Consider the following 26,104-nt stretch of genomic DNA (forward strand, 5'->3'; position numbering starts at 1 on the left):
CAGCTCAGGCCCCGCTCTGCATGGCGCGTTCTATGACTTCCTCAGCAGTGACCGGCTCCGGTTTCTCGTAGCGCGGCGATCCGCCGAACAGGACGTGCAGGAGCTCGTCGACGAATGCGATCGCCAGGATGATCAACCCGCCGCAGAAACCAAGCTGCGGGATCCACAGCGGCACGGCGATGACACCCTGCGACAGATCGTTGAACTGGAAGGAGGTACGCGTCATATCGAAGGCAAACCAGGCAAAATAGGTCGCGGCAACCGTGCCGATCGCCAATGCCGTCGCCTCCAACGCCCGTCTTGCCGGACCGCTGATCCGCTCGATCAACAGGCCGACGCGGATCATCTCGCCGGAACGAAACGTGTGAGCGAGCCCCAGGAAGGCGCTAGCAGCCATGCACCAGGAAGCGAAGTCGTCGCCGGAAGGTACGTCGATGTCGAGCGGCCGGCCGGCGGAGAGCGCAAGCATGAGGAGGAAGATGGCGACGAGGAACAGGCCGGCCAACCAGCCGGAAATCAGATAGAGACCATCAAGAATTTTGCGCAGCCAATCCGGCAGCACGCTATGGCGCAGTTCAGCGGAGGACATGGGGTATCCTCCTGCAAACAGGATAAAAGATCATGATCGGCTCCCCTCGGTTGCCGTTATGAGGCGGAGCTCTTTGCGGCTCTTTGCCCTTTATGGAGGCATGATGCTTCAAGAGGCAATTTGTTGTCAACTAATCATTGACGTTTTATCGATGAAATGTTTTCGTTAATGCAAAGCAACGAGCGACAGGGGCGGAACATGACGAAGGGCAAATGGGATTTCTGGATCGATCGCGGCGGCACCTTTACCGACATCGTCGGCAGGAAGCCGGATGGGACGCTCATTGCGCATAAAGTTCTTTCCGAAAATCCTGAAGCCTACCGCGATGCCGCAGTGCAGGGAATTCGCGAGCTGCTGGACGTTCCCGCCGGCCAAGCGATTCCTCCCGAACGGATCGGCGCCGTAAAGATGGGTACGACGGTGGCCACGAACGCCCTGCTCGAACGGAAGGGCGAGCAGACGCTTCTCGTCACCACGCGCGGTTTCCGCGACGCTTTGGCGATCGGCTACCAGGCTCGCGCCGATATCTTTGCGAAGAAGATCGTCAAACCGGAATTGCTGTATCAGGCGGTTGTCGAAGTCGACGAGCGCGTCCTTGCCGACGGGACCGTCGAGGCCACGCCGGACGAAACCGCGATCCGATTGGCTCTCCAGAAGCACTTCGAGAACGGCTTCCGCGCCGTCGCCATCGTCTTCATGCACGCCTATCGTTACCCGGCTCATGAACAACTTGCGGCAAAGGTCGCGAGAGAGATCGGATTTAGTCAGATTTCCGTCAGCCACGAAGTTTCGCCGCTTATCAAATTGGTTGGCCGCGGCGACACGACGGTGGTCGATGCCTATCTCTCGCCGATCCTGCGCCGTTATGTGGATCAGGTTGCCGCCGAATTGGGCGCTGACGGCGAAGGCGGCCCGCAGCTGATGTTCATGCAGTCTTCGGGCGGCCTCACCGCTGCCCGGCTCTTCCAGGGCAAGGACGCGATCCTCTCCGGGCCCGCCGGCGGGGTGGTCGGCGCAGTCGAAACATCGCGCCTGGCAGGCTTCGAACGGATGGTCGGCTTCGACATGGGCGGTACGTCCACGGACGTCTCCCACTACGACGGCGAGTTAGAACGTTCCTTCGAGACCGAGGTGGCCGGGGTGCGGATGCGCGCACCGATGATGTCGATCCATACGGTCGCCGCCGGCGGTGGTTCGATCCTGCATTTCGAAAATGGACGGTTCCGGGTGGGCCCGGACTCAGCCGGTGCAAATCCCGGCCCGAAAGCCTACCGGCGCGGCGGACCGCTGACAGTTACCGACGCCAACGTGATGCTTGGAAAGCTGTCGCCGGAGCTGTTCCCCAGGATCTTCGGCCCCAACCGCGACCAGCCGCTCGACGCAGGTGCCGTGCGTACCGCTTTCGAGGAGATGGCGAAGGTCATCGGCGACGGGCGCTCTCCTGAAGAAGTGGCTGACGGCTTTGTCGCGATCGCGGTCGAGAATATGGCCAATGCGGTCAAGAAGATCAGCGTCCAGCGCGGCTACGATGTAACCCATTACGTGCTGACCTGCTTCGGCGGTGCCGGCGGCCAGCATGCCTGCCTGACGGCTGATGCGCTCGGCATCTCGACGGTGCTGATCCACCCATTCTCCGGGATTCTCTCCGCCTATGGCATGGGTCTGGCGGATATCCGCGCCACCCGCCAACGCACGGTTTCCGAAGAGCTTGCGGTGGCACTCGAAGCGCTCGACACCATCCGTGACGAGCTCACGGCAAGCGTGATCGAGGAAATGGCAAGCCAGGGGGTTTCCGGAGCCGGGGTAGCCGTGCTGCACCGAGCTCACCTGCGCTATCAGGGCACCGATACGACCTTGCCCGTAGTCCTCGGCGGCGTTGCCGACATGACCTCGGCATTCGAGACAGCCCACAGGAAACAATTCGGCTTCATCTTCGAGAACCGTGAGATCATATTCGAAGCCTACGAAGTCGAGGCGATCGGCGGCGGCGCGGAATCCACCGAACCGGAATTCTCGCTGGATAGTGCCGCTCCGACCGCGACGGAACAAACGAAATTCTTCTCCGGCGGCGCATGGCGCGAGGCGCCGGTCTATGTCCGAGAGGACATCAAGCCGGGTGCTCATGCAAAGGGGCCATGCCTGATCGTCGAACCGCACCAGACGATCGTCGTGGAAGACGGCTGGGCTTTCGAGATCACCAGGCTGAACCACGTCGTCCTGAAACGCGTCGCCCAACTTTCCCGCGCGAAACCGATCGGCACCCAGGCGGATCCGGTTCTGCTCGAAGTGTTCAATAATCTCTTCATGTCGATTGCCGAACAGATGGGCGTGACGCTGCAGAACACCGCCTCCTCGGTCAACATCAAGGAGCGGCTTGATTTTTCCTGCGCGGTTTTTGACGAGAACGGCGCACTGGTCGCAAATGCACCGCATATGCCGGTGCACCTTGGCTCCATGGACCGCTCAGTCGAAACCGTGATTGCCGCCAACAGGGGCAAGATCCGCCCCGGCGACGTTTTTGCGCTGAATGCCCCCTATAACGGCGGCACGCATCTGCCGGACATCACCGTCGTGACGCCGGTCTTCGATCAAAAAGGCGAAAAGATCCTGTTCTACGTCGCTTCGCGCGGACATCATGCGGATGTCGGCGGAACCGCGCCGGGCTCAATGACGCCGCTTGCGACGACCGTCGATGAGGAAGGCGTGCTGTTCGACAACGTGCTGCTCGTCGACCGTGGCCGGTTCGACGAAACAGGCATCACAAGACTTCTTTCCGATCACCCCTACCCGGCCCGCAACGTGGCGCAGAACGTAGCCGACCTTCGCGCCCAGATCGCCGCCAACGAAAAGGGCGTGCACGAGATGCGCAAGATGATCGCGCAGTTCGGGCTGGACGTCGTGCAGGCCTATATGGGCCATGTGCAGGACAATGCGGAAGAAAGCGTCCGGCGCGTCATCGAGAAGCTGAACGACGCGGAGTTTTCCTATCCCACCGATCAGGGCAGCGTCATCAAAGTCAAAATCACGGTCGACAAGGAAAAGCGGGAAGCGACTGTCGATTTCACAGGAACGAGCCCCCAGAAAAAGAACAACTTCAATGCGCCGGAACCGGTGACGCGCGCAGCCGTGCTCTATGTGTTCCGCGTCATGGTGGAAAGCTCCATCCCGATGAATGCCGGCTGCCTGAGGCCGATCCGCATCGTCGTGCCCGAAGGGTCGATGCTGAAACCTCAATATCCGGCCGCCGTCGTCGCCGGCAACGTGGAAACCAGCCAGCATGTCACCAATGCGCTGTTTGGCGCACTCGGTGCCATGGCAGCCAGTCAGGGGACGATGAACAATCTGACTTTCGGCAATGCCATCTACCAGTACTACGAAACGCTGTGCTCCGGGTCGCCGGCCGGCCGCTTCAATGACGGCACGGGTTTTTCCGGCACGGATGCCGTCCACGTGCATATGACCAATTCGCGCCTCACGGATCCCGAAATTCTGGAGACGCGTTATCCCGTTCTGCTGGAAGACTTCCACATCCGCGAGAATTCCGGCGGCAGGGGCAAATGGTCGGCGGGCAACGGCACCAGACGCACCATCCGTTTTCTCGAAAAGATGGACTGCGCCATCCTCTCCTCGCATCGGACGATCCGTCCGCATGGCCTCGCCGGCGGCGAGGAAGGCGAACTCGGGCATATGATCGTCCGCCGGCTGGACGGCATGCTGGAAGAGCTTGGTGGCTGCGCCCAGACCGTCGTCAACGCGGGCGAAGCCGTCACCGTCGTGACGCCAACGGCAGGCGGCTATGGAAAAGCGTGATGATCTGCCGTAACCGGAGGTCATGACAAAACAGATCGCGATCATCGGCGGCGGGCCGGCAGGACTGATGGCGGCGGAGGTCCTCTCTGCCGCCGGCTACTCCGTTACGCTTTACGAAGCCATGCCGACCTTTGGCCGCAAGTTCCTGCTGGCCGGCAAGTCCGGTCTCAACATCACCCATTCGGAGGAATATCAGCGATTCGCAGGACGATTTGGCGCGGCCTCCGCTCGCCTGCTGCCCGCACTCGATGCTTTCACGCCGGAAGATGTCCGGCGCTGGGCCGAGGGCCTTGGGATTGAAACCTTCGTCGGCACCTCCGGTCGCGTCTTTCCGACTGCAATGAAGGCTTCACCACTCCTGCGGTCCTGGCTGCGAAGGCTTGAGGTCCAAGGCGTAAAGCTCCGCACGCGGCATCGATGGGTCGGCTTCGCCGATGGCGGCTATCGGTTCGAGACACCGGATGGCGGAATTACACTTCACCCTGACGCAACGCTGCTTACGCTCGGAGGGGCAAGCTGGCCACGGCTCGGCTCCGACGCTGCCTGGGTGCCCTGGCTGCAAGAGATGGGGATTACCATCAATGAATTTCAGCCGGCGAATTGCGGTTTCGACGTCGACTGGAGCGATACGTTTCGTCAGCGCTTTGAAGGAGCGCCCGTCAAATCCGTATCGGCCACATCAGCCGCGGGCACGCTCCAGGGTGAATTCGTGATTTCCAAACATGGGATCGAAGGGAGCTTGGTCTATGCGCATTCGGCCGCATTGCGAGACAGGCTGAAACGCCACGGACATGCAAACCTGGCCGTCGATCTTGCTCCGGGCCGATCGGTCGAACGCCTTGAGCGGGACCTCGCTCGGCAGGATGCCAAAGCCAGCTTTGCCAATCGGCTTCGCAAGGGTGCCGGCCTGGAAGGCGTAAAGGCAGCTCTCATTCGCGAACTCGTTCCCCAGGCAAATCAGCTTCCTCCCCAGGAGCTGGCAATCCTTATGAAAGGCCTGCCGATCCCACTTCTTCGCCCGAGGCCTATCACCGAAGCCATATCGTCTGCAGGCGGGCTCGATTGGAGCGAGCTCGACGAGAACTATATGCTGAAGGCGGTACCGGGGCTTTTTGCGGCTGGAGAAATGCTGGATTGGGAGGCGCCGACCGGCGGCTACCTGCTCACAGCGTGCTTTTCGACAGGGCGGGCTGCGGCTAAGGGTATCGAGAACTGGCTACGGACGAAATAGGACTGGCCTCCGGCCACTATTTCCGATTTCTTTCCAACTGATCCGGCATCGTTCCGGAAGAACGCATCCGCAACTCGATTCGCACAAAACAAGGGGAGGAAGGGGCCTCCATGAGCAGGGCAAGACGCCGCTATATCATCAAAAGAAGACGCACAGTTACCGGTCTGGCGCTCGTCGCAGCGATTTCCTTCGTCGCCGGAATGACCGACGCGGTCGGCCTCCTTCTTTCCGGTGATTTCGTTTCATTCATGACCGGCAACACCACCCGCGCTGCCTTGTCCTTCGCAAACAGCGACTATTCCCATGCGCTGATCCTTTATTTCGCCCTATGGGTTTTCGTCATCGGCAACGCGCTCGGCATCGTGCTTGCCCACACGCTTTCGGTGCTGCGAACCTTCGTCGTCCTCACAGGCGTCGCCGTGACACTTGCCGTAGCGGCGTTCCTTCCCGAGGCGGAATATCCGCGGATACAGTTTTACCTCGTCATTCTGGCCATGGGCATGATCAACGCAACCGTCGAACATATCGAAGGGTTGCCGATCGGGCTCACCTATATTACCGGTGCGCTGTCGCGCTTCGGGCGCGGGATCGGCCGCTGGATCGTGGGGGATCGCAATCCGACAGGGTGGGTCATTCAGACGGTGCCCTGGACAGGCATGGCGTGTGGCGCCGTGTCCGGGGCGTTCGTTACAAAATATCTCGGCAACAATGCCCTTTGGGTCGTCGTGCTGGCTGTGGTTTTTCTGGCCTTCGCCACCATTCTTCTGCCACGGTCCTTGCATCTGCATTTCCACCAGCAGCCGATGGGGGCCGCAAGGCGCCGCGCATAGACACTTCCGAAGGGCCATATGTTCCTGCTTTCAAAGCTTTTTTGGGTGTTCGCCCAGCCGCTGTCGGTCGCATTTCTGTTGAGCGCCCTGGCGGCACTGCTTGCCTTTGCCGGACGGCGCGGGCTCAGCGGCCTTTCCGCGCTGCTCGCCGCTCTCGTTCTGCTCGTTACACTCTTCACGACGACAGGCACCGTGGCGCTGCAGATACTGGAAGCGCGCTTTGCGAGGCAGGCCTCAGATCCAGTGGATGTTGCCTGCATGATCGTACTCGGCGGGGCCTTCGACAACGAGATCAACACGGCGCGCGGCGGCATCGAGCTCAACCAGGCGGCCGACCGTTTTGTCGAAGCGCTGCGGCTCGCGCGAAATCATCCGCAGGCACGGCTCCTGATTTCAGGTGGAGACGGATCGATCAGCGGCGGCTACGAAGGCGAAGCCCAAACCGCCGAACGCTTCTTTGCCGCTTTCGGCGTGGCGACAGACCGGCTGGTCAAGGAGAATGCCTCGCGGACGACCTATGAGAATGCCCTCAAGACAGCCGAGCTCCTGAAAAGCGAGGGGCTCGAAAATTGCCTGCTGATCACCTCGGCCTATCATATGCCGCGATCGGTCGGTCTTTTCCGTAAAGCGGGAATCGCGTTCACGCCCTGGCCGGTGGACTACCGCACGAGCGGCGTCGTCTCTTGGTCGGTGGATTTTACGCAACCGTCTCTCAACGCCCAACTTGCCACCACCGCCGCACGGGAATGGATGAGCCTTGTCGCCTATTATCTGACGGGGCGAATCGGGACGACTTTTCCGCAGTGACTATTTCTTCGAGATCGTCAGGAAGCGCCCGCCCTTTACACGCACGCGCATCTCACATGGTTCGGCGTCGGTGCGGTCGCAATAGCGCGGGTGCATCTTCAACAGGAAGACCATATTGCCGAAATACTTGACGAAATCGTAGCCGTAGAGCTGCGCGGTAGCGATCATGAAATAGCCACCCTCCTTGGCCTGGAGATAGAAGTTATAGGGGCAGCCGTCATTGCTGCAGGCCGGGCCGCGTTTCCCGTCGCAGACGAGTTTGCCGTGATTCGACACGAGGTCGATAATCCCGTCGTTGTTGATATCGAACCGTTCGATGAAGCCCGGATCGAACTGGGCGATCTTGCACTCGCTGCGGAAATGATCCTTTTCATAGATTTCCGGATCGCTGACGAGCTGCTGCTGCCCGTGGGCAAGAGCAGGAGCCAGGATCAGCGCCACGACCTGGGCGAGAACGATCAGGAGCCTCTTCACGGCTTTCCTCCGCAAATTCATCTGTTTACGGCGCGCAACCACCGATGGCGGGCGCGACTATCCGCGGTTATGGTAGGTTCTGCCACTTGCGCGACGCTGGAGTTTGCATGTCACTGCTGATGATGCTCGATTATGCCGGTGTCGCTCTGTTTGCGGCAACAGGTGCCCTTGCCGCCTCGCGAAAGGAGCTCGACCTCGTTGGCTTCCTCTTCTTTGCCGCCGTCACCGGGCTCGGCGGCGGCACGTTGAGAGACATCATTCTGGGGCGAACGCCGGTCTTCTGGGTTCTGGATCCCACCTATATCCTGATCTGCGTGACAACCGGCGCCTTCGTTTTCTGCACGGCGCATCGCGTGGAGTGGCGTTATCGGATGCTGATCTGGCTCGATGCGGTAGGGATTGCCGCCTACAGCGTACTTGGAGCGGCCAAAGGTCTTGATGTCTCCGGGTCGCCGACCATTGCCATCGTCACCGGTGCACTGACCGCAGCATTCGGAGGTATTCTCCGCGATCTTCTCGCCAACGAGCCGTCCGTCCTTCTCCGCCCTGAAATCTATATTACCGCAACTCTTGCCGGGGCTGGCACCTTTACCGCAGCGAACGCCCTCGATCTGCCGCTCTCCGTCAGCTCCGGCCTGGGGGCGGCAGCCGCGTTCCTGCTGCGCGGCGGCGCAATCCATTACGGCTGGACTTTGCCGCGATACAGGCCACGGCCGGGCAGGCCCGCAGCCGAGGCCATCAAGGGGAAAAGAGGGGAGTAAGCCTTTATCAGGCCTTCTTCTCGCGCAGGCGGATGATCACATCCACATGAGCTATTTCCATGCCCTCCGGAGCTTCCGGCAGGTTGCCGATCTCCAGGTTGCTCACGGGAATATCCATGACTTCGTTTCGGCCTTCAACGAAGAAGTGATGATGGTCCGAAATATTCGTGTCGAAGTAGGTTTTGGCGCTCTCGACCGCAAGGACCCGGATCATGCCGGCCTCGGTAAACTGATGAAGCGTATTATATACCGTGGCAAGCGACACCGGAACGCCTGCTGCCGTCGCCTCTTCGTGCAGTTCCTCGACAGTCAGATGACGGTCGCCCTTGGCGAACAGCAGGTCGGCGAGTGCCACACGCTGCCGGGTCGGACGCAGGCCAGAATGGCGCAATCTCGTCTCGATGTCAGTAATGGCTTCAGCCATAGTACCTGTCAGCTCCCACCGTGCATGTGAATATAAGGTATCTTGACTTTGCGATATAACTTTTACAGGCACCACTTTCAATACTTTCCGGAGGATACCCCTCTTAACGTGCCGAAAATCGCGTTATTTCCTCCACAAGCCTCTGGTTTGCGCCCGTAGCTTCCTATATGCGAACCTGAACAGACGGATGTTCCCGCATCTGGCCGCCATCCCCGGGCGGAATGTGGGGCGCTGTCGGCACGCTTTAAATCCGACCATTCATGCAATAATGGTCACACAACAAAAGGTCGAAGGCTTCAACGGGGGGAACGGAATTTTATGGCAAGCAGACAGTCCAGCTTCTCTTATGAAGAACTTATTGCCTGTGCACACGGCGAGCTATTCGGGCCTGGCAACGCACAGTTGCCCCTGCCGCCCATGTTGATGGTTCACCGCATCACGGATATCTCCGAAACGGGCGGCGCTTTCGACAAGGGCTACCTTCGGGCAGAATACGATGTGCGCCCCGACGACTGGTATTTTCCCTGCCACTTCGAAGGCAATCCGATCATGCCTGGTTGCCTGGGTCTCGATGGGATGTGGCAGCTGACCGGTTTCTTCCTGGGCTGGCTCGGCGAGCCGGGTCGTGGCATGGCGCTCTCCACCGGCGAAGTGAAGTTCAAGGGCATGATCCGCCCGGACACCAAGCTTCTGGAATACGGCATCGACTTCAAGCGCGTCATGCGCGGCCGACTGGTGCTCGGCACCGCCGATGGCTGGCTGAAGGCGGATGGAGAAACCATTTATCAGGCGACCGACCTCCGTGTAGGCCTGTCGAAGGAAAAGGCAGCCTGACGGCGGCTCGTGCCGAAACAGGACAGTAAGAAAAGGTTTTGATGAGATGAGACGGGTAGTTGTCACGGGTCTCGGTATCGTATCCTCGATCGGAAGCGATGCCGCCGAAGTCACCGAATCCTTGCGTCAGGCAAAGTCCGGCATTTCATTCTCACCAGATTTTGCCGAACACGGCTTCAAATGCCAAGTGTGGGGCAGACCGTCGCTTGACCCGACCGATCTCGTGGACCGCCGCGCCATGCGCTTCCTGTCCCAAGGCGGCGCCTGGAACCATGTTGCAATGAAGCAGGCGATTGCGGATTCGGGACTGGAGGAAAAGGACTACAGCGAGAACGAGCGTACCGGCATCATCATGGGCTCTGGCGGCCCCTCGACGCGGACGCTGATCGAAGCGGCAGAGATCACCATCAAGAACAACAGCCCGAAGCGGATCGGTCCGTTCGCCGTGCCGAAGGCCATGTCTTCGACGGCTTCCGCAACGCTTGCAACCTGGTTCAAGATCCACGGCGTGAACTATTCCATCTCGTCGGCCTGCTCGACCTCCGCCCATTGCATCGGCAACGCGGCGGAGATGATCCAGTGGGGCAAGCAGGACGTCATGTTTGCCGGCGGCCACGAAGATCTCGACTGGACGATGTCGAACCTTTTCGACGCCATGGGTGCCATGTCGACCAAATATAACAATGATCCCGACAGGGCATCGCGCGCCTATGACGTCGACCGCGACGGGTTCGTAATCGCCGGCGGAGCGGGCGTCCTGGTTCTGGAAGAACTGGAGCATGCAAAGGCCCGCGGCGCAAAAATCTACGCCGAACTCGTCGGCTACGGCGCCACTTCGGACGGGTACGACATGGTCGCTCCCTCCGGCGAGGGCGCCGTGCGCTGCATGCGTCAGGCGCTTGCAACCGTAAAAGGCGACGTGGACTACATCAATACTCACGGCACCTCCACACCGGTCGGGGATTCCAAGGAGATCGGCGCCATCCGCGAAGTGTTTGGCGCAAAGATACCTCACATCCAGTCGACAAAGTCACTGACCGGCCATTCGTTGGGCGGTGCCGGCGTGCAGGAATCCATCTACAGCCTCCTGATGATGCAGGAAGGTTTCATCGGCGAGAGCGCCCATATCGAGAACCTCGATCCGGAATTCGAAGGCGTGCCGATCGTTCGCAGCCGCATCGACAATGCCAAGATCGATATTGCTCTTTCCAATTCCTTCGGGTTTGGCGGCACCAATGCCACGCTCGTCTTCCAGCGCTACAACGGATAATTCCATGACGGGAATCATGCAGGGGAAACGCGGCCTGATCATGGGGGTCGCCAACAACCATTCTATCGCCTGGGGGATTGCCAAGGCAGTCGCTGCCCAAGGGGCCGAGCTTGCCTTCACCTTTCAGGGCGACGCACTGGGGAAACGCGTGAAGCCGCTTGCGGCGGAACTCGGTTCCGATTTCGTCGTGTCTTGTGACGTCGAGGATATCGCTTCGGTCGATGCGACTTTCGCGGCCATCAAGGAACGCTGGGGTACCCTGGACTTCCTCGTCCACGCCATCGGCTTTTCCGACAAGAACGAGCTGAAAGGCCTTTACGCGGACACGACGCGGGAAAACTTCAGCCGGACGATGGTCATTTCGTGCTTCTCATTCACCGAAATCGCCAAGCGCTCCGCCGAGCTGATGCCGAATGGCGGCTCAATGCTGACGCTGACTTACAACGGCTCCCAGCGAGTGATTCCCAACTACAATGTCATGGGCGTTGCCAAGGCGGCTCTGGAGGCGTCGGTTCGCTATCTCGCAGCCGATTACGGCCCGCGCGATATCCGCGTCAATACGATCTCGGCCGGTCCGGTGCGCACGCTGGCGGGCGCCGGTATTTCCGATGCCCGCGCCATCTATTCATGGAACCAGCAGAACGCCCCGTTGCGCCGCACGCCGACCATCGAGGATATCGGCGGATCAGCGCTCTATCTTCTGTCGGATCTTTCCCGCGGCGTTACAGGGGAAGTTCATTACGTCGACGCCGGCTACAGCATCACGTCGCTGCCGACGCTCGAAAAGCTCCGCAAAGCCGACGTGGAATAATCCCGAAGCCTCAGGAACAATAAGAAAAGACCCTGCCGATGATGTCGGCAGGGTCTTTTTTCTATGACTTATTTTTTTGCCCAGAGAACCTTGAACCGAGCGTTGCGGCAGGTCTCACCGTGCTCCCGGAAATCAGATGCCAGAACCGGCTCGTAGGGCAGGCCGCGATTGGCGACCAGCATCAATCGGCCACCGTTCTTAAGTGCAGCCGCCGCTGTCCGTATCATCGTCCTGCCGAGTTCCGGATCGGCGGCCTGAGCTTCATGAAACGGCGGGTTCATGATCACCAGGTCGTATTTTTCCTTCGGCGGCTCGGCGCCCAGATCCTGCCAGTAGAAGCGGGCGTTAAGGTTCGGGCAGTTGCGGGCAAGATTCTTATTGGCGAATTCCAGCGCTTGATAATCTGCTTCGAAAAGATCGATGCGATTTACCCGCGGCGACTTTTCCGCCAGCATCACGGACAGATAGCCCCAACCGGCACCGAAATCGGCGGCATTGCCATCGAAATCCGTCGGCAGGCGACCGGCCAGGAGTTCCGAACCCGGATCGATGCGGTCGTGGGAAAACATGCCGGGCGCGGCTTCGAACCGGCCTTCAAATGTCACGGGCTGCTTCTTCAATGCCTTGATCGCCGCATCGGCGTTTTCCGGCCGCGCGAACCACACCGCCACACCGTGGTATTTCGGTGTGTAGTCCAGCTCGATCCCGAGCTTCAGAAGCGTGTTTCTGAGCGGTTGGATGCCGTCTTCCTTGCCGCCCGCAATAACGATCATGCCTCCTGCCCGGACCCGCTCCAGAGCCTCCGCCGTGCGGTTTTCGTTCTCGCCGCGATGCTTGCCGCAGAGAACCAACCCCACGTCATAGCCGTCGCCTTCGGCTTCGGGAAACGCACCTTCCCGCAGAGTGCGGAAAAGCGGCCGGAAGGGTTGCACGGCTGTTATCTCACCCGCGAAGCCCTCAGGCAGGATACTGCCGCCTTCTGCGCCCAGGAAGATCACGCGTTCACCGTCGCGGGGCATGGGAACCGCGTCTGTGAAGAAGGGATGAAGCAGGGTTTTCAAAGCGTCGCGGCTCATTGTCGTTCTCTGGGCAGGTGTCTGTTTCAGCTAAAGAAAAGGCGCGGAAGAGCTTCCGCGCCTCAATTTTCTCCCTGGGAGGAAGGAAGCTTACTCGGCGGCTTCGCCGTCGGCCTTCTTCTTCTCCTGCGGGATCTCCTGGCCGGTGGCCTGGTCGACAACCTTCATCGACAGACGAACCTTGCCACGCTCGTCGAAGCCCATCAGCTTGACCCAGACCTTGTCGCCTTCCTTGACGACGTCCTGGGTCTTGGCAACCCGCTCGGAGGCGAGCTGCGAAATATGCACGAGGCCGTCACGGGCGCCAAAGAAGTTCACGAAGGCGCCGAAATCGGCGGTCTTGACGACCGTGCCTTCGTAGATCTGGCCGACTTCCGGTTCGGCGACGATCGAGTGGATCCACTTGCGGGCCGCTTCGATTTCCTTGGCGGACGAAGAGGCAATCTTGACGGTGCCGTCGTCTTCGATGTTGATCTTGGCGCCGGTCTTCTCGACGATTTCGCGGATGACCTTGCCGCCCGAACCGATGACTTCGCGGATCTTGTCGACCGGAATGTTCATCACTTCGATGCGCGGCGCGAATTCGCCGAGCTGGTCGCGGCTTTCGGTGATGGCATTCGCCATCTCGCCGAGGATGTGCTTGCGGCCGCCCTGGGCCTGGCTGAGAGCGACCCTCATGATCTCTTCGGTGATGCCCGCGATCTTGATGTCCATCTGTAGCGAGGTGATGCCGTCGGAGGTACCGGCAACCTTGAAGTCCATGTCGCCGAGATGATCTTCGTCGCCGAGGATATCGGAGAGAACCGCAAACCGATCGCCTTCAAGGATCAGGCCCATGGCGATACCGGCAACCGGCTTTGCAAGCGGAACGCCGGCATCCATCAGAGCGAGCGAGGTGCCGCAGACGGTTGCCATCGAGGACGAGCCGTTGGACTCGGTGATTTCCGAGACGACGCGCAGCGTGTAGGGGAACTGCTCGGCGGACGGCAGCATCGGGCGAATGGCGCGCCATGCAAGCTTGCCATGGCCGATTTCGCGGCGGCCCGGGGAGCCCATGCGGCCGGTTTCACCCACGGAATAGGGCGGGAAGTTGTAATGGAGCAGGAAGCGCTCCTTGTACATGCCGGTCAAGCTGTCGACATACTGCTCGTCTTCACCGGTGCCGAGCGTGGCAACGACGATCGCCTGCGTTTCACCACGGGTGAAGAGTGCCGAACCGTGGGTGCGCGGCAGAATGCCGACTTCCGAGACGATCGCACGAACGGTTTCCAGATCGCGGCCGTCGATGCGGCTCTTGGTGTCGAGAATGTTCCAGCGAACGATCTTTGCCTGCAGGTGCTTGAAGATGGCACCGACTTCTTCAGCCGTGTACTTTGCTTCACCCTCTTCCGGCAGGAAGTGAGCCTTGACCTTCGCCTTGACGGCGTCGACAGCGGCGTAACGCTCAGCCTTCTGGGTGTTTTTATAAGCTTCGCGGAGTTCGGCCTCGAAATGCTGGAGCATTTCGGCCTCGAGCGCGGAATAATCTTCCGGCTGGAAATCGCGCGGCTCCTTGGCGGCCACTTCGGCAAGCTTGATGATTGCGTCGATCACCGGCTGGAAACCGCGATGGCCGAACATGACGGCGCCAAGCATGATGTCTTCCGGAAGCTCCTTGGCTTCGGATTCGACCATCAGAACGGCATCCTGCGTACCGGCGACGACGAGGTCGAGGCTCGATTCATCCATCTCGTCGAGATGCGGGTTCAGGACGTATTCGCCGTTGATATAGCCAACGCGCGCGCCGCCGACCGGACCCATGAAAGGAACGCCGGAAAGCGTCAGTGCGGCCGAGGTCGCAACCATCGACAGGATGTCCGGGTTGTTTTCAAGGTCGTGCTGAACAACGGTGACGACAACCTGCGTGTCGTTCTTGTAGCCTTCCGGGAAAAGCGGGCGGATCGGGCGATCGATCAGGCGGGAAACGAGGGTCTCGTTTTCGCTCGGACGGCCTTCGCGCTTGAAATAGCCGCCCGGGATCTTGCCGGCGGCATAGGTCTTTTCCTGGTAGTTGACGGTCAGCGGGAAGAAATCCTGGCCCGGCTTAGGCGCCTTGGCAGACACCACGGTGGCAAGAACGACTGTCTCGCCATAGGTTGCGAGCACGGCCCCGTCAGCCTGGCGGGCGATCTTGCCCGTTTCCAGCTTCAGCGGGCGGCCTGCCCATTCGATCTCTACGGAGTGGGTATTGAACATGTCTTGTCCTTCAATGCGGAAGCACACGCACCGCCTGTTCCGGCGCAACGCATGATCGACCGCAATCAATGTGACGCATCATGGGCAAGACAGCAGGAGGCTTCTGGCGGTGGTCTCTTGTTAAGAAAACCTGGCCAAAGCACTCGAGCTTTGGCCGAAAGCATCCGGCAATCCTGCCCCATGACAGGTCAGTGGTTGCTGGCGAAACCGGCCCATCCGGGTTCGCCGTAGGTTCCTGCCGTACTATTTAGCGCACAGCGAGATATTGTCATCGGGCAAGGCCCGAAAAGCAAACGGCGGGCACCGTTTCCAGGCCCGCCGGAAGAGTTCTTAGCGGCGGATACCCAGGCTGCCGATCAGCTTGGTGTAGCGCCCTTCGTCCTTCTTCTTGAGATAATCAAGAAGCGAGCGGCGGCTGGAAACCAGCGTCAGGAGACCACGACGGGAGTGGTTGTCCTTCTTGTGGTCCTTGAAGTGTTCGGTCAGGTTGTTGATGCGTTCCGTGAGGATCGCGACCTGTACTTCCGGGGAACCCGTATCACCTTCGGTGGTAGCGTATTCCTTGATGAGGGCGGCTTTGCGCTCTGCAGTGATCGACATCGTACGATCCTTTCTATGGAGAGGAATAAGGGACGCCAAAAGCCGGGATGTCGTCCAGCCTTGGCCGTGAAACCGCAAAAAGGAGCCCCAAAGGCTACCTTTATGCTGGCGCTGCCTATAAACCATTCACCGGCGGATTGGAAGAGCCGATATTCGGGGCTTAGGAGCGGTTAGCCGAAGACCCGTTTCGGGCGGAATTCGCCCTGTCCGATCTCGCCGATTGCGACCAGTTTGCCCCGCACCGTCGCATAAGCCTCCGCTTCCGCCAGCGGAGCATCGCGGCCGCGCAGGATTACAGGATTGCCCATCTTCAGGCGATGCGCCTGATCGTCGGTCACCGGCAGATGCGGCAGGTTCGAAAGCGCCTCCGCCGTATCGATCAGGAATTCATCGAGCGCGGCCAGACGTTCGTCGCGGTCCTCGATCGTTTCCAGCGCTACGAGATCCGCAAGCGGCACCATCTTGTCCTCCCCGAACGGGGCGACGAATGTGCGGCGCAGTTCGGAGATATGCCCGTAGCAGCCGAGATCACGGCCGAAATCACGAGCCAAAGCGCGAACGTAGGTTCCCTTGCCGCATTCAACCTCGAAATGCGCCTTGTCGGTGCTCGTGCCGAGCAGCGTCAGGCGGAAAATCTCCACCTCACGGGACGGAATTTCAACCGTCTCACCGTCGCGGGCGAGGTCATAGGCACGCTCGCCGGCGATCTTGATTGCCGAGAACTGCGGCGGGATCTGGCTGATCGCGCCGGTGTATTTTGGCAGGAGATCGCGGATCGACTGTTCGTCGGGTCGCGCGTCTGACGCGGCCGTAACTTCACCTTCGAGGTCGTCAGTCGAGCGCTCCTCGCCCCAGCTGACGGCGAATTCATAGATCTTGCGACCATCCATGACGTAAGGCACAGTCTTCGTCGCATCGCCGAGCGCGATCGGCAACATGCCGGAGGCAAGCGGATCGAGCGTGCCGGCGTGCCCCGCCTTCTGGGCGTTGAAAAGCCACTTGATCTTGGAAACGGCTTCGGTCGAGCCGAAATCGATCGGCTTGTCGAGGATCAGCCAGCCGGAAACCGGCCGGCCTTTGGGTTTGCGTGGTTTGGACATACGTTCTCTGGTTATTCCTGGTCTTCACTATCGCTGTCGAGGTCCCGCTGGACTTCCGGCGAACGCAAGAGCTCGTCGATTTTCTTGTAGTTGTCGAAACTGGTATCGTCGCGGAAACGGACTTCCGGCATGTATTTCATCTGCCGAAGCTGGCCGGCGAGCCGACCGCGGATGAATTTGGCGTTGCGGTTGAGCGCATCGATGACGGCCTTGTGGTCCGGAAGCCCAAGCGGAGTGACGTAAGCCGTCGCAATCTTCAGGTCCGGCGACATACGCACTTCGGATACCGAGATCACGGTTTTTTCGATCAGATCGTCGCGCACGTCGCCGCGCTGCAGGACCTGGGTTATGGCGGCGCGGACCTGTTCGCCAACGCGAAGCATGCGCTGAGACGGCGCCGAGGATGTAGCCTTGGTCATTTTGTTTTCTCTTCCAAAGCGCCGACGGGGCTCGTCCCATATCCGGCGCTACATCACGTAAAGGCGGTCCAAATGACGGAGACGCGGTCAAAGGTCAAGGCTTTAGGTGCAGCTATCTCGATGCGGAGCACAATTCCGCAACCTCAATCGAGCTTTTCCAGATAGGGCACATCGTGCGGGCTGACCTGCCGCGTGACCAGTGTGATCCGGTTGATCGCCCGTTCCTGCGAGACTTGAAGATGGCGCTTGAGCGACTGCGCAGCCTCCTCGACCCTCCCAGCCTGCAGACGCTCGACGATTTCCAGATGTTCGGCGAGGAACGGCTCGGTGCCAAAAAGCCGCGGCATCCATTGATAGAGGAACCGATGTGTCACAAGGAGCGCCTGCGGCAAGCTGATTGCCTGCATCAGTGTCCGGTTTTCGCAGTTTCCGAGCAAGGTGATATGCAGCTCTTCCTCCAGGCGATCGAGATCCGGTCCGGCAAGTTCGCCCGCCTTCTCGACCGCCGCTTCGAGATTGGCACGCATTCCGGCGATAAACTGCGGCGAAGTCTTTGCCGCAGCCTTTTCCAGCGCCACCGGCTCCAGAAGCCACCGAAGCTCGTAGAGTTCGCCCACGTAATCAGGCGTCATAGCCGGCGCGATCCATCGCGAACGCTCGTCCTTGCGGACGATGCCGCGCTGCTGCAATCGACCAACGACATCACGAGCCACGGTGCGGCTGACGTCGTAAAATCGGGCCAGCTCCGTCTCGTTGACGCGCCAGCCGGCGAAGGAACACCGGGCTGCGATCTCGCTTTCGACCTCGCCATAAATCTTCTCCCAGCTAGAGAATTGTGTAAGGGGGAGGTCCTCAATCGGCCGGATGCGAGCAGCGGCCTCCATGCCGCCAAAGGTGTTGGAGCGGACGGCGTAACCACGACCGGCCGATTTTTCGAGAAGGCCACGCCGTTCCAGCTCGACCAGGGCCTGCCGGGCAGGAGCACGACTGATCTTGAACTGTTCGGCCACGGAGGATTCGTTGAGACGCACACCGGCCGCCAGGCTCCCCTCAGCGATGCGGGTCGCCAGAATTTCGAGGACCTGCTGGTAGAGACGAGGGGCAGCGCCCGCCGCCGGCCTCTGCCGCTGCCGTTCCACGCTGCTCATGCGCGCCGCCTCCTGTCCGCGATCATCTTGAGAACGCGATATCTGTTTTCGGAAATTTTACCAGCTGACTCGCCATCGTTCAATTCATGCGTCCCGGCGCCGCCGCCAAACAATAGGTACAAAGTTCTTGCTACAAGCTTTATGATGTCTAGTGTACACATGGTACATTAATTCGCGGAAATGCTCGAACAGGACGATCCTATGAACACAAAACCGGCTGCCGAAGAGGTCGTTATGCGCGTCTCCGTCGAGGAAGCTGATCGGTTCTGCCGGGCGATACTGCTTGCTGTCGGAGCCGATGAAGCCACGGCCGGTGCCGCCACGCGCGCCATGATGCATGGTTCCCGGCTGGGCGTTGACAGCCACGGGATCAGGCTTCTCGATCACTATGTAGCCGTCATGACAGAAGGACGGGTCGACCCGCGGCCCGACATACGCATCACCCAGACCGGCGCAGCGGCTGCCTGGCTCGATGCGGGCCATGGCCATGGAGCGCTCGCCGCCTATCGCGCCATGGAAAAGGCTATCGAGCTTGCCGAAACTGCCGGCATCGGTGCGGTCTCCATCCGCAACAGTTCACATTTCGGGCCGGCCGGCGCCTATGCGCTGGAGGCGGCGGCGAAAGGCTATGTCGGCGGCGCTTTCTGCAACTCGGACAGCTTCGTTCGTCTCCACGATGGTGCAATGCGCTTTCACGGCACCAACCCGATTTCCTTTGCCGTGCCCGTTCAAGGTCAAAACCCATGGCTCCTGGATATGGCAACGAGCGCTATACCCTACAACCGCGTGAAACTTTACCGCAGCCTCGGACGAGAACTTCCCTCCGCCGTCGCTTCGAATATCGAAGGTAAAGACACACAGGATCCGTCGCTTGTGGAAATGCTGGCGCCACTCGGCGCGGAATTCGGTTTCAAGGGCGCGGGGCTGGCGGGCCTTGTGGAAATCCTGAGCGCCGTTCTTTCCGGTATGGGGTTGAGTTTCGACCTGTTGCCGATGAACGGGCCGGATTTTTCCACGCCCCGCGCCCTTGGCGCCTTTATTGTGGCGATAAGACCCGGCGCCTTCGTTTCCGAAGAGATCTTCCAGGCCGGCATGCACCGTTACCTCGAGGCATTGCGCAGCTCGCCCGCAAGAGACGGTATGCGGGTCATGGCTCCGGGAGACCGGGAGTGGGCGGTCGCGGAGGAACGCCGCCAGCGCGGCATCCCGCTCGATCCCGCAACCCGCGAGTCTTTCGCCAAACTCGCCGAGCAATACGGATTGGAAGCGCCCCTCATGGCGCCATGAAGATACCGGTTGGGGCCGTTGTCTTATATAACTGCAGGAGAATTTCGCGTTTCCGGCGGTGACGTCAGAAGAGCGCATCGTCGATGTCCTCGTCGGACATAACCGTTGCGACAGCGGCGACCTCCACCGGGGGGGCCGTACCCAACACCTCGGCGTGCAGTTCACGTTCCGCAACCATGGTGTAGAGACGAGCAATGCGGGCGCCGAGATCGGCGAGCGGTTCCTCAATGCCGGGCGCTTCAGACACGGGACCGTCAAGCTCAAGTTCCCTGGCACAGGAGCGCAGCACTTCCCCAAGCTCGGCATTGAAGTTGAGGCGCGCCAGCGACGCATCCATCTCACCCACAGCCGTCTTGCTCTGGTCACCGAGTGCTGCCATCTGGGCATCCATCCGGTCACCCACCACGCGGATATTTTCGAGCGCCGCAGCCAGGCGCAGATCGAGAGATTCCTCTTCGCTTTCACCCTGAACGCCATTCAGCTTGCTGGAAGCGGCCTCCAAAGTGTGGAGTTCCGCGAGAATCTTCTCGGCCGTCTCGTCAAGCAAGGCCGCGAAATTCCGGAGCTCGGCGGTGACGACGTTGATTGCTCTGCCCTCTTCGCCGATCTTGCCGCAACGCAAGTTTGTGTTAAGCGCCATGTAGTGAATGTCGGTGCGCACAGCCCGGACGATGCCGATACCGTCGAGCAATTGCTGCACCGTCTTGCCAGTCGATCGGCTAAGTTCGCTTGCCTGGCTGGCAACGCCCTCCACGTTCCGTACGGCACTGCGGGCATCCGCCACGCTGTTTTCCAGCTCACGGATCGCGCTCTCGCCTCCACCGGAGCCGTTCTCGGCTGTCGCGGCACGCAGCGCCTCGATCTCCGACAGGTCAGAGCGAAAACTTGCAACGGTGGCGACGATTTTCGTCGTGTCCCGATCGAAATCCAAGATCGACTGATTGAGCTGCTGGGATACCAGCATGCGAATGATCAGCGACAGGCTCTCGCGCTGCTCCTCGCTCAATCCGGCGGCAGCGGGTGATCGCAGGTATTCCGACAAGATCCGGAGGCTCGACTGGCAATGCTCGATGCGCTGGCGGGTAATGTCGCCGACTTGCATTGCCGAAAGCGTCGTAGCCAACTTCGTCTGGATGGCACCGGCCACGGCGCGCACTCTGACAGCGCGCTCGACAAGCGATTTGCGATGCTTGCCGATCTCCGCTGCGCCCTCCGTGAGCCCTTCCACAATGCGCGGCACCGTCTTGTCATAACTTGCCAAAGTCGCCTTGCCCTTGACCATGACGGGACCCAGGCCTTGGCCAAGTGTGCTGAGCTTGCCGGCAAAGTCATTGACCTGCCGCGTGCCCTCCTGGATTCTTTCCAGAATTTCCTCGGCGAAACCGGCAAAGTCCGAAATACCGGCCCCGGTGATCTTTGCGGTCACGGCAAAGGTTCGCAGGTAGCGCAGCGTCTCCTGCATCTCCTCGATCTGCGGCTGAAGCTTGCGTTCCGTTAGTGCGATTTCCTGAAATCCCACTTGGCGGACAGCTTCCAGTTCCGTCAGGTGCGATAGCCGGTCCACGGTATTCTTTAATTCCGCCATGGTGGCGTTCGCCGTTCCCTCATCAAGCGAGCCCGTCAACTGATCGAGCGAGCCTATCAGCTTGTTGAGTACGTCGAGAATGGATAGAAGCGCGGCACCGCCCTCAAGGAATCGTTCCTCGATACGCGACCGGGCCGCCTCCATCCGGTCAATAAAGAACAGAATGTCCTCGGAGCTTTCCGCGACCTCAAAAACTGATGCCCTGACAGCCACTTTGCCTCACCCTTTCAGCCCCCCGATGGGGCTTTCTCCTGCCGAAACTCGGGCGATGAACTCGCCTGCATCCTTTTGGAACAGGGCCACACCAGAAAGTCGTGGTGTGAGTTTGCCCTGCGCAGGGACCAATCTTTGGGTGAAGGGGTTAATTCCTACGAAACACGCCGCCGGTTTTGCCGCTTGTAGTTAATTTTTCGCTCCGAAAACGGATGCGAATTACAACTTATTATAATTACGCCGCGAAATTTCGCCACGGACCATTAACACCCCATTAACGATGTAAGGTCAGTGTTTTGCAGGTATTTCAGCTGTTGCGGAATTATATTGAGGTTCGATGTCTATCGCCGATTTTAAAGAAGATTGCTTTCATCTGCCACCGAACCTGACGGTACGCGCAATAGGTGCTATCCGGCAGGAAATGCTCCAGCTGATCGACAAGAACAGGTCCACAACCATTGCGTTTGCGGATGACTGCCAGGCGGACATCAGCTTTGTTCAGCTGATGGAAGCTGCGCGCATCTATGCCGTTTCCACCGGGAAAAACATCGTGCTCGCCGAGCCTGCCAACGGCTCGGTTCTCGATGTCCTGGAACGCAGCGGGTTCCTCGAAGGAATGTCCGCTGACGATGCAACATTCTGGCTCCATCAAGGGGGAATTCAATGAGCGCCAGTATCCTCACGGTCGACGATTCCGCCAGCATCCGACTGACGACCCGCGTTGCCCTCAGCAATGCCGGTTATCAGATTACCGAAGCGGTGGACGGAATGGACGGGATCGCCAAGCTCAATGCCGGCCAGTTCGATCTGATCGTTACCGATCTCAACATGCCGAACATGGATGGCCTGACGATGATCCGCGAGCTGCGCAAGATGCCGGCTCACATGGGGGTCCCGGTGATCTTCCTGACGACGGAATCCGATAACGACATGAAGCAGCAGGCCAAAGCGGCCGGCGCCACCGGATGGCTGACAAAGCCTTTCGACCCGGAGAGCCTCGTGAAAATCGTCCGAAAGGTGCTTGGCAAATGAGCTTTCCCGATCCTATCGCGGTTTTCAGAACGGAAGCGGCCGAGCTTCTGGAACAGATCGAAGCCGGCCTTCTCGACCTGAACGTAAACCTCGGCGACAAGGATCGGATAGACGCGGTATTCCGCGGTCTCCACACGTTGAAGGGCTCGGGAGCCATGTTCGGCTTCGACGCCCTCGCCGCCTTCACCCATCACTGCGAAACTGCCTTCGATCGCGTCCGCAAAGGCGAGGTTCCGGCAACCCAGGCACTGATCACCGCCGTTCTTGAAGCGAAGGACCACATGCGGGCACTGGTGGAAACACCGGCCGCCGATCATGAGGCAACCAGCGAGGCATTGCTCGCAAACCTGAGGGCAGCCGTCGAAGGCGCCGATAATCCCAGCGCGGCTCAGGCCCTAAGTGCACCTGCCCGGACCTTATTCAAGATTCGCTTCAGTCTGCCGCAGAACGCGATGGCGAACGGAACGAATCCTCTTCCGCTGCTTGACGAACTGCGCGAGCTTGGCGAATGCAGGATCGTCGCCGACCGTTCCACAATTCCGTCACTTGATCTTCTCTCCCCCACGGATCTCCACATCTCCTGGAATGTAGAGCTGCTGACGTCCCAGCCCCGCTCGGCAATCGAGGATGTCTTCATCTTCGTCATGGACGACATGCAGCTGGAGATTACCGCCGTCGAGGCCGCCACTTCCGCCGCAAGGTCCCCGGAAAGTCGGGAGACACCGGTCCAGCCAGCCGAGCCAGCCGCAACGGAGCCCGTCACGGCTTCAGCGTCGCGCGTATCGGCCCCTGTGACTGTCGCTCCACTCCCAACCGACGCCAAGGCCAGCAAAACTTCCGAAAATGTCCGCGTACCCGCCGAAAAGCTCGACGAGCTGATGGACCGGGTCGGAGAGCTGGTGATTGCCCAATCCCGCCTCAGCCAGCTTGCGGGCGGCAGCGGCGATCTGCAGTTGCGCGCCGTTTCGGAAGACGTGGAACGCCTCTCCGGCGAGCTTCGGGATACCATGATGGTGCTGCGCATGGTGCCGGTCACCCAGCTCTTCGGCCGGTTCCGCCGACTTGTGCACGATCTTTCCCACGAGACCGGGAAGATGATCGAGCTCGTCACCGAGGGCGAAAGCACCGAAGTCGATAAAAGCGTCATCGAGCGACTTGCAGATCCGCTCGTCCATCTCGTCCGCAATTCCTGCGATCACGGGCTGGAAACACCGGATGAACGCCTTGCCGCCGGCAAGCCTCAGGCGGGGCGGATCATGCTCTCCGCCCGCCAGCAGGCGGGCGAGGTCATCATCACCATCAAGGACGATGGCCGCGGCATCAACCGGGAGCGGGTACGGGCAAAGGCGGAAGCATCGGGCCTCATTCCGCCGAACGCGAACCTCACCGATCAGGAACTCTATCAGCTTATCTTCCAGCCGGGCTTTTCGACGGCGCAGCAGGTCACCAATCTCTCCGGCCGCGGCGTCGGCATGGACGTGGTCAAGCGGACCATCGACGCCCTGCGCGGCACGATCAACGTGGCCAGCCATGCGGGCCAGGGCTCTGAAATCTCGCTGGCGATCCCTCTGACTCTGGCGATCATCGACGGGCTGCTCGTCCGTGTCGGCGCCGGCCGTTACGTTATTCCACTCTCTGCCGTCGAAGAATGCCTGGAACTGTCGATCGAGGAAGACATGCGCTCCCGCGGACGCAGCTTCATCTCGCTGCGCGACAGCCTGGTGCCCTTCCTCCGGCTCCGCGACCTCTTCCGCACCGGCACCAAACCAGATCCTTTCCAGAAAGTGGTGGTCATTTCGACCGGTTCGGAACGCGTGGGGCTGGTGGTCGACCAGATCATCGGCGACCACCAGACCGTCATCAAGGCCATGTCGAAACTGCATCATGACGTCGCGACCTTTTCCGGTGCGACCATCCTCGGCGACGGCGACGTGGCGCTGATTCTCGACGTCGGACATCTGGTGACCGAAGGACAACAACAGGAGGCGCATCTGCGGGCGGCCGGATGAACGAAGCAGTCAGAAAGATTTCGGAAGACCTCTGGAACGGCCGTAACGAGCTGGAAGTCCTCACATTCGACATCGCCGGCGAGATGTTTGCGCTGGAAGCCGTGATCGTACAGGAAATCCTGGATCTCCTGCCCGAGACCGTGGTCCCGGGGGCCAAAGCCTTCGTGGGATGCGTGATCAACTTCCGTGGCAAGGTTATTCCGCTTGCCGATATACGGCTCGCTTTCGGTATGGAAGCGACGAAGCCGACCATCGACAGCCGCATCATCGTCATCGCGATCAACATCGATGGCGAGCCTGTTCTCGCCGGCATCCGCACGGACAAGGTGCACGAGGTGACGACACTCCTTCGGGCTGCGGGCGAGCCGCCGCCGAGCGTCGGCATGCGTTGGCGGCCGGATTTCATCGAATGCCTCGTCAAGCGAGGGACGGAATTCATCATCGTCCCCAATCTCAATGCGATTTTTGCCGCCGAGGCAGATCGCATCAATTCATCCATCTCCCACGGCTCAGCACAAAGGTGAGACCATGAAATTCACGATCAAACTCAAGCTTAGCCTGGCCTTCGCTGTCATGATCGTCCTGTTGCTTGCGACAGCGATCTATGGAGTTACCAGTCTCTCCGAGCTGAATAATGCGATGACGCAGATGTCCAACGGACCTGTCGCTCGCCTGGATCTCGCCCAGAGGGTCAGCGTGGCGCAGTTGCAAAGCATCCGCCAGCAGAAGAACCTGATTGCCGCCACGACTCCCACGGAGATCGATGCGGCGCGCGAGAAGGGCAACGCAGCACGCGTCGAGTTGAAGACTGCGCTCGACAAAGCGCTCAGCATTGCCACAGAGCAAGGCAAGCCTCGCTGGCTGAAGATTCAGGAATTCGCCGCCAAGGCAGATGCCGTCGACGATCGCATTCGCGCAGCCGTTCAGGCGGGAGCGACTGACCAAGCCCAGCGCTTGTCTGTCACCGAAGGGCGCGAGGCCGCCAACGGACTGGACGCAGCCGTCGATGAACTGGTGGCATTGTCGAAACAGCAGCTGGCCGATGCGAACACCGAAACCGATATTCTTTACGAAACCACGCGAAACCTTATGGTCGGCGTCGCTGGCGTTGCAGTCGTCATCGCGTTGTCAGCCGCCATCTGGATTTCGATGACAATCAGCCGGGGCCTTGCTCGAGCAACTGCTGGCGTGCGCAACGTTGCAGAGGGTGACCTTACCCGCACGGTTGAGATCTCTACCAAGGATGAGATCGGCGAACTACTTGGCCACGTCAATGTCATGATTGAACGCCTTCGGGGCGTTGTTGCCGATGCGCTGGCCGCGTCGAGCAATGTCTCGTCGGGCAGCCAGGAGCTTTCGGCAAGTTCGGAAACCCTGTCGCAGGGTGCCACCGAACAGGCATCGTCAGCCGAAGAGGCCTCCGCCTCGATGGAGCAGATGGCAGCGAACATCAAGCAGAACGCTGACAATGCCGCCCAGACCGAAAAGATCGCCCGGCAGTCGTCGCGCGACGCCGAAGCCTCCGGCCAGGCCGTCAACCGCGCTGTCGGTGCCATGCG

At 60.2% G+C, this 26,104-nt stretch carries 24 protein-coding genes; 14 read left to right on the top strand and 10 right to left on the bottom strand.

The genetic code is table 11. The features are described 5' to 3' along the window. Nucleotides 1-4: 4 nt before the first annotated feature. The gene (locus tag EDE09_RS17530) at nt 5-589 is read right to left on the bottom strand and encodes a TRAP transporter small permease (RefSeq protein WP_112796197.1); all 585 of its coding nucleotides are present in this window, start codon (nt 587-589) and stop codon (nt 5-7) included. Between the two features lie 198 nt (nt 590-787). Here EDE09_RS17530 and EDE09_RS17535 point away from each other — a divergent pair, with 198 nt between their 5' ends. From EDE09_RS17535 to EDE09_RS17550, 4 genes are all read left to right on the top strand, one after another. Then, nucleotides 788-4,399 (top strand): hydantoinase B/oxoprolinase family protein, encoded by a 3,612-nt coding sequence (locus EDE09_RS17535; RefSeq protein ID WP_132411960.1) that lies wholly within the window; start codon nt 788-790, stop codon nt 4,397-4,399. Between the two features lie 22 nt (nt 4,400-4,421). After that, on the top strand, nt 4,422-5,630 hold the full coding sequence (locus tag EDE09_RS17540) for a TIGR03862 family flavoprotein (protein WP_132411962.1): 1,209 nt from the start codon (nt 4,422-4,424) through the stop codon (nt 5,628-5,630). Between the two features lie 110 nt (nt 5,631-5,740). Continuing rightward, the gene (locus tag EDE09_RS17545) at nt 5,741-6,460 is read left to right on the top strand and encodes a YoaK family protein (RefSeq protein ID WP_105373572.1); all 720 of its coding nucleotides are present in this window, start codon (nt 5,741-5,743) and stop codon (nt 6,458-6,460) included. A gap of 18 nt (nt 6,461-6,478) precedes the next feature. Then, entirely contained in the window at nt 6,479-7,267 is a 789-nt protein-coding gene (locus EDE09_RS17550; protein ID WP_132411964.1) for a YdcF family protein, read from the top strand. Here EDE09_RS17550 and EDE09_RS17555 read toward each other — a convergent pair whose 3' ends face one another. After that, complete coding sequence (locus tag EDE09_RS17555) at nt 7,268-7,741, bottom strand: hypothetical protein (protein ID WP_105373570.1); 474 nt, start codon at nt 7,739-7,741, stop codon at nt 7,268-7,270. It lies immediately after the preceding gene. A gap of 107 nt (nt 7,742-7,848) precedes the next feature. On the opposite strand from EDE09_RS17555, the gene EDE09_RS17560 reads away from it, so the two are divergent. Beyond that, nucleotides 7,849-8,502 (top strand): trimeric intracellular cation channel family protein, encoded by a 654-nt coding sequence (locus EDE09_RS17560; protein ID WP_132411966.1) that lies wholly within the window; start codon nt 7,849-7,851, stop codon nt 8,500-8,502. Between the two features lie 7 nt (nt 8,503-8,509). Here EDE09_RS17560 and irrA read toward each other — a convergent pair whose 3' ends face one another. Continuing rightward, complete coding sequence (gene irrA / locus EDE09_RS17565) at nt 8,510-8,926, bottom strand: iron response transcriptional regulator IrrA (RefSeq protein ID WP_105373568.1); 417 nt, start codon at nt 8,924-8,926, stop codon at nt 8,510-8,512. Between the two features lie 318 nt (nt 8,927-9,244). Here irrA and fabA point away from each other — a divergent pair, with 318 nt between their 5' ends. Genes fabA through fabI form a run of 3 tightly spaced genes read left to right on the top strand, consistent with a single transcriptional unit; the run spans nt 9,245 to nt 11,841 of the window. After that, complete coding sequence (fabA, locus tag EDE09_RS17570) at nt 9,245-9,760, top strand: 3-hydroxyacyl-[acyl-carrier-protein] dehydratase FabA (RefSeq protein WP_105373567.1); 516 nt, start codon at nt 9,245-9,247, stop codon at nt 9,758-9,760. Between the two features lie 46 nt (nt 9,761-9,806). Continuing rightward, entirely contained in the window at nt 9,807-11,030 is a 1,224-nt protein-coding gene (gene fabB / locus EDE09_RS17575; RefSeq protein ID WP_105373566.1) for a beta-ketoacyl-ACP synthase I, read from the top strand. 4 nt (nt 11,031-11,034) lie between these two features. After that, nucleotides 11,035-11,841, top strand: coding sequence for an enoyl-ACP reductase FabI (gene fabI / locus EDE09_RS17580; RefSeq protein ID WP_132411968.1), 807 nt, complete (start codon nt 11,035-11,037; stop codon nt 11,839-11,841). Between the two features lie 68 nt (nt 11,842-11,909). On the opposite strand, the gene EDE09_RS17585 is transcribed toward fabI, so the two are convergent. The 6 genes from EDE09_RS17585 to EDE09_RS17610 form a co-directional block, all read right to left on the bottom strand. Beyond that, nucleotides 11,910-12,917: a class I SAM-dependent methyltransferase gene (locus EDE09_RS17585; protein ID WP_132411970.1), complete on the bottom strand. Its 1,008-nt coding sequence runs from the start codon at nt 12,915-12,917 to the stop codon at nt 11,910-11,912. A 90-nt stretch (nt 12,918-13,007) separates the two neighbouring features. Beyond that, nucleotides 13,008-15,152 (bottom strand): polyribonucleotide nucleotidyltransferase, encoded by a 2,145-nt coding sequence (gene pnp / locus EDE09_RS17590; protein WP_132411972.1) that lies wholly within the window; start codon nt 15,150-15,152, stop codon nt 13,008-13,010. A gap of 330 nt (nt 15,153-15,482) precedes the next feature. Then, nucleotides 15,483-15,752 carry a 30S ribosomal protein S15 gene (gene rpsO, locus EDE09_RS17595; RefSeq protein WP_105373562.1) on the bottom strand — a complete coding sequence of 90 codons (270 nt, stop codon included), beginning with the start codon at nt 15,750-15,752 and terminating at the stop codon, nt 15,483-15,485. Nucleotides 15,753-15,922: 170 nt separating this feature from the next. Then, nucleotides 15,923-16,852: a tRNA pseudouridine(55) synthase TruB gene (gene truB / locus EDE09_RS17600; RefSeq protein ID WP_105373561.1), complete on the bottom strand. Its 930-nt coding sequence runs from the start codon at nt 16,850-16,852 to the stop codon at nt 15,923-15,925. A gap of 11 nt (nt 16,853-16,863) precedes the next feature. Continuing rightward, a complete protein-coding gene (gene rbfA / locus EDE09_RS17605; protein ID WP_112796181.1) occupies nt 16,864-17,271 on the bottom strand; it encodes a 30S ribosome-binding factor RbfA in 408 nt (135 codons plus the stop codon). A 143-nt stretch (nt 17,272-17,414) separates the two neighbouring features. Next, nucleotides 17,415-18,419, bottom strand: a complete 1,005-nt coding sequence (locus tag EDE09_RS17610; RefSeq protein WP_132411974.1) for a GntR family transcriptional regulator — start codon at nt 18,417-18,419, stop codon at nt 17,415-17,417. Between the two features lie 201 nt (nt 18,420-18,620). On the opposite strand from EDE09_RS17610, the gene EDE09_RS17615 reads away from it, so the two are divergent. After that, nucleotides 18,621-19,706: an Ldh family oxidoreductase gene (locus EDE09_RS17615; protein WP_245505184.1), complete on the top strand. Its 1,086-nt coding sequence runs from the start codon at nt 18,621-18,623 to the stop codon at nt 19,704-19,706. 64 nt (nt 19,707-19,770) lie between these two features. Here EDE09_RS17615 and EDE09_RS17620 read toward each other — a convergent pair whose 3' ends face one another. After that, entirely contained in the window at nt 19,771-21,504 is a 1,734-nt protein-coding gene (locus tag EDE09_RS17620) for a hypothetical protein (protein WP_132411976.1), read from the bottom strand. Between the two features lie 337 nt (nt 21,505-21,841). On the opposite strand from EDE09_RS17620, the gene EDE09_RS17625 reads away from it, so the two are divergent. From EDE09_RS17625 to EDE09_RS17645, 5 genes are all read left to right on the top strand, one after another. Then, on the top strand, nt 21,842-22,171 hold the full coding sequence (locus EDE09_RS17625; RefSeq protein ID WP_132411978.1) for a hypothetical protein: 330 nt from the start codon (nt 21,842-21,844) through the stop codon (nt 22,169-22,171). Beyond that, nucleotides 22,168-22,536 (top strand): response regulator, encoded by a 369-nt coding sequence (locus tag EDE09_RS17630; protein ID WP_105373556.1) that lies wholly within the window; start codon nt 22,168-22,170, stop codon nt 22,534-22,536. Before EDE09_RS17625 ends, EDE09_RS17630 begins: the two co-directional genes overlap by 4 nt. Next, nucleotides 22,533-24,545: a chemotaxis protein CheA gene (locus tag EDE09_RS17635; RefSeq protein ID WP_132411980.1), complete on the top strand. Its 2,013-nt coding sequence runs from the start codon at nt 22,533-22,535 to the stop codon at nt 24,543-24,545. The genes EDE09_RS17630 and EDE09_RS17635 overlap by 4 nt, the downstream gene beginning before the upstream one ends. After that, a complete protein-coding gene (locus tag EDE09_RS17640; protein WP_105373554.1) occupies nt 24,542-25,069 on the top strand; it encodes a chemotaxis protein CheW in 528 nt (175 codons plus the stop codon). The genes EDE09_RS17635 and EDE09_RS17640 overlap by 4 nt, the downstream gene beginning before the upstream one ends. A 4-nt stretch (nt 25,070-25,073) precedes the next feature. After that, nucleotides 25,074-26,104: HAMP domain-containing protein (locus EDE09_RS17645; RefSeq protein WP_132411982.1), on the top strand; the 1,031-nt coding region annotated here is incomplete at its 3' end.

Source organism: Neorhizobium sp. S3-V5DH (genome assembly GCF_004343065.1).
Taxonomy (GTDB): Bacteria; Pseudomonadota; Alphaproteobacteria; order Rhizobiales; family Rhizobiaceae; genus Neorhizobium; species Neorhizobium huautlense.

Excerpts from the sequence above, each read along its gene's own strand:
- rpsO (WP_105373562.1), bottom strand. The coding sequence starts at position 15,752 with ATGTCGATCACTGCAGAGCGCAAAGCCGCCCTCATCAAGGAATACGCT.
- fabB (WP_105373566.1), top strand. The coding sequence starts at position 9,807 with ATGAGACGGGTAGTTGTCACGGGTCTCGGTATCGTATCCTCGATCGGA.
- EDE09_RS17560 (WP_132411966.1), top strand. The coding sequence starts at position 7,849 with ATGTCACTGCTGATGATGCTCGATTATGCCGGTGTCGCTCTGTTTGCG.
- EDE09_RS17635 (WP_132411980.1), top strand. The coding sequence starts at position 22,533 with ATGAGCTTTCCCGATCCTATCGCGGTTTTCAGAACGGAAGCGGCCGAG.
- EDE09_RS17640 (WP_105373554.1), top strand. The coding sequence starts at position 24,542 with ATGAACGAAGCAGTCAGAAAGATTTCGGAAGACCTCTGGAACGGCCGT.
- EDE09_RS17610 (WP_132411974.1), bottom strand. The coding sequence starts at position 18,419 with ATGAGCAGCGTGGAACGGCAGCGGCAGAGGCCGGCGGCGGGCGCTGCC.
- EDE09_RS17585 (WP_132411970.1), bottom strand. The coding sequence starts at position 12,917 with ATGAGCCGCGACGCTTTGAAAACCCTGCTTCATCCCTTCTTCACAGAC.
- fabI (WP_132411968.1), top strand. The coding sequence starts at position 11,035 with ATGACGGGAATCATGCAGGGGAAACGCGGCCTGATCATGGGGGTCGCC.
- irrA (WP_105373568.1), bottom strand. The coding sequence starts at position 8,926 with ATGGCTGAAGCCATTACTGACATCGAGACGAGATTGCGCCATTCTGGC.
- pnp (WP_132411972.1), bottom strand. The coding sequence starts at position 15,152 with ATGTTCAATACCCACTCCGTAGAGATCGAATGGGCAGGCCGCCCGCTG.
- EDE09_RS17550 (WP_132411964.1), top strand. The coding sequence starts at position 6,479 with ATGTTCCTGCTTTCAAAGCTTTTTTGGGTGTTCGCCCAGCCGCTGTCG.
- EDE09_RS17630 (WP_105373556.1), top strand. The coding sequence starts at position 22,168 with ATGAGCGCCAGTATCCTCACGGTCGACGATTCCGCCAGCATCCGACTG.
- fabA (WP_105373567.1), top strand. The coding sequence starts at position 9,245 with ATGGCAAGCAGACAGTCCAGCTTCTCTTATGAAGAACTTATTGCCTGT.
- EDE09_RS17615 (WP_245505184.1), top strand. The coding sequence starts at position 18,621 with ATGAACACAAAACCGGCTGCCGAAGAGGTCGTTATGCGCGTCTCCGTC.
- EDE09_RS17625 (WP_132411978.1), top strand. The coding sequence starts at position 21,842 with ATGTCTATCGCCGATTTTAAAGAAGATTGCTTTCATCTGCCACCGAAC.
- EDE09_RS17545 (WP_105373572.1), top strand. The coding sequence starts at position 5,741 with ATGAGCAGGGCAAGACGCCGCTATATCATCAAAAGAAGACGCACAGTT.
- rbfA (WP_112796181.1), bottom strand. The coding sequence starts at position 17,271 with ATGACCAAGGCTACATCCTCGGCGCCGTCTCAGCGCATGCTTCGCGTT.
- EDE09_RS17530 (WP_112796197.1), bottom strand. The coding sequence starts at position 589 with ATGTCCTCCGCTGAACTGCGCCATAGCGTGCTGCCGGATTGGCTGCGC.
- EDE09_RS17535 (WP_132411960.1), top strand. The coding sequence starts at position 788 with ATGACGAAGGGCAAATGGGATTTCTGGATCGATCGCGGCGGCACCTTT.
- EDE09_RS17540 (WP_132411962.1), top strand. The coding sequence starts at position 4,422 with ATGACAAAACAGATCGCGATCATCGGCGGCGGGCCGGCAGGACTGATG.
- truB (WP_105373561.1), bottom strand. The coding sequence starts at position 16,852 with ATGTCCAAACCACGCAAACCCAAAGGCCGGCCGGTTTCCGGCTGGCTG.